We start from the raw sequence: 1,916 nt of genomic DNA, 5'->3' as shown, positions 1-1,916 counted from the left end.
TCAGATGTCCAATATGTATTGTAGTCCTACAAAATGAGGTAACCGAGCGTGATACGGCTTATTGACATTCAAAAGTCCTACGACAACGGGACAAAGGCCCTGAAGGGGGTCAACCTGCGCATCGACGACGGGGAATTTGTCTTTCTGGTGGGCCCTTCCGGCTCCGGAAAGTCTACGATTCTGAAGCTCATCACCGCCGAAATCGCGCCCACCGGCGGGCGGCTGATGGTCAACGGCTACAATCTGAACAACATCCGGCCCCGGCAGGTGCCCTACATGCGGCGCACCCTGGGGGTCATCTTCCAGGATTTCCGGCTCATTGAGAAAAAGACGGTGCGGGAGAACCTGACCTTTGCCATGCGGGCGGTGGGGGCCTCCCCCCGGGAGATCCGCAAGCGTGTGCCCTACGTACTGGAGCTGGTGGGCCTGGACCAGAAGGGGGACCGCAAGCCCAACCAGCTCTCCGGCGGCGAGCAGCAGCGGGTGGCCATCGCCCGCGCCCTGGTGAACAACCCCCAGATGATCATCGCCGACGAGCCGACGGGCAATCTAGATCCCATGCGCTCCCTGGAGATCATGATGCTGCTGGAGCGCATCAACGAGCTGGGTACCACCGTGCTGGTGGTCACCCACGCGAAGGAACTGGTCAACCGCTTCTCCAAGCGGGTGGTGGCCATCGAGAACGGCAGGATCATCAGCGACGAGACGGGCGGGTATTACAACAATGAGACAACGATATGATTTCGGCTATTTCCTCTCCGAGGGCTTCCACAGCATCTTCACTCACGGCTTTATGTCCTTCGCCGCGGTTTGTATGATTATCTGCTGCCTGCTCATCATGGGCTCCTTTACCCTGGTGGCGGTGAATGCGGAGAACATGTTCAGCGATCTGGAGGCCGAGAACCAATTCACGGCGTACATCGACGAGAGCCTCACCCAGGAGGAGGCCAAAGCCCTCCAGGACGACATCGAGGCGGTGCCCAACGTGGCCCGGGCGGAATTCATGACCAAGGAGCAGGCCCAAGAGGAGTTTGAGGCCGATTATGAGGGCAACGAGCTGTTTGACGGCCTGCCCTCCGATGTGTACCGGGACCGGTTCCACGTCTATCTGGACGACATCAGCAAGCTGACTGAGACAGAGAACGCGGTAAAAGAGGTAACCGGCGTGGCCAAGACTAAATCAGCCCCCGAGATCGCCGAGGGCTTCACCGTCATCCGCAACATCGCCGGGGCGGTGGCCGTGATCCTAGTGGTGATCCTGTTGGCGGTGAGCCTGTTCATTATCGCCAACACCATCAAACTGGCCACCTTCAACCGGCGGGAGGAGATCGCCATCATGAAGATGTGCGGCGCCACCAACGCCTTTGTCCGCTGGCCCTTCGTCTTTGAGGGCCTGATCCTGGGGCTGGTGGGTGCGGTGGCGGCCTTCTTCCTCCAGTGGGGCATCTATGTGCTGGTGGGCAGCGCCATCAGCGGCTCGGACACCATCTCCCTGATCACCGTGCTGCCCTTCCAGCCCATGGCTTTACGGGTGCTGGGCGTGTTCGTCCTCACCGGCTTCGTCATCGGCGCGGGCGGCTCGGTGCTGGCCATCCGCAAGTTTCTGCAGGTATAACGGCAGCGGCAAAAGGAGGCTTCCATGGCGTTTGACAGATCCCTTCGGCGGGCGGCATGCGCCCTGCTGACGGCCGCGTTGCTGGTTCCCGCCTGGGGCGGGCTGGCCCGGCAGGTGAGGGCGGCCTCCCAGAGCGAGATCGACGCGCTGAAGGCCGAGCAGGCGGAGAGCCAGGCCTGGCAGGAGGAGCTGAAGGAGCAGCTGGCCGACGTGAAAGAGGACCAGGCGGCCGCCCGGCAGGAGCGGCAGATCCTACAGCAGCAGTTAGAGGCAATCAATGCCGAGCTGGACAGCATCAACG

2 protein-coding genes and 1 pseudogene are annotated in these 1,916 nt (G+C 61.5%); all 3 read left to right on the top strand.

Features of this window, described 5'->3' with window-relative positions; genetic code table 11:
* Positions 1-48: 48 nt before the first annotated feature.
* Positions 49-741, top strand: coding sequence for a cell division ATP-binding protein FtsE (gene ftsE, locus HMPREF0372_RS17345; protein WP_007495369.1), 693 nt, complete (start codon positions 49-51; stop codon positions 739-741).
* A complete protein-coding gene (ftsX, locus tag HMPREF0372_RS17340; RefSeq protein WP_007495367.1) occupies positions 725-1,615 on the top strand; it encodes a permease-like cell division protein FtsX in 891 nt (296 codons plus the stop codon). Before ftsE ends, ftsX begins: the two co-directional genes overlap by 17 nt.
* Before the next feature lie 24 nt (positions 1,616-1,639).
* Positions 1,640-1,916: pseudogene (locus HMPREF0372_RS20935) on the top strand (murein hydrolase activator EnvC family protein); the annotation flags it as partial.

The sequence above is a fragment of the Flavonifractor plautii ATCC 29863 genome (assembly GCF_000239295.1).
Lineage (GTDB): Bacteria > Bacillota > Clostridia > Oscillospirales > Oscillospiraceae > Flavonifractor > Flavonifractor plautii.
Note: the sequence above shows the minus strand (reverse complement) of the source record. Positions and strands in the feature narration are given on the sequence as shown.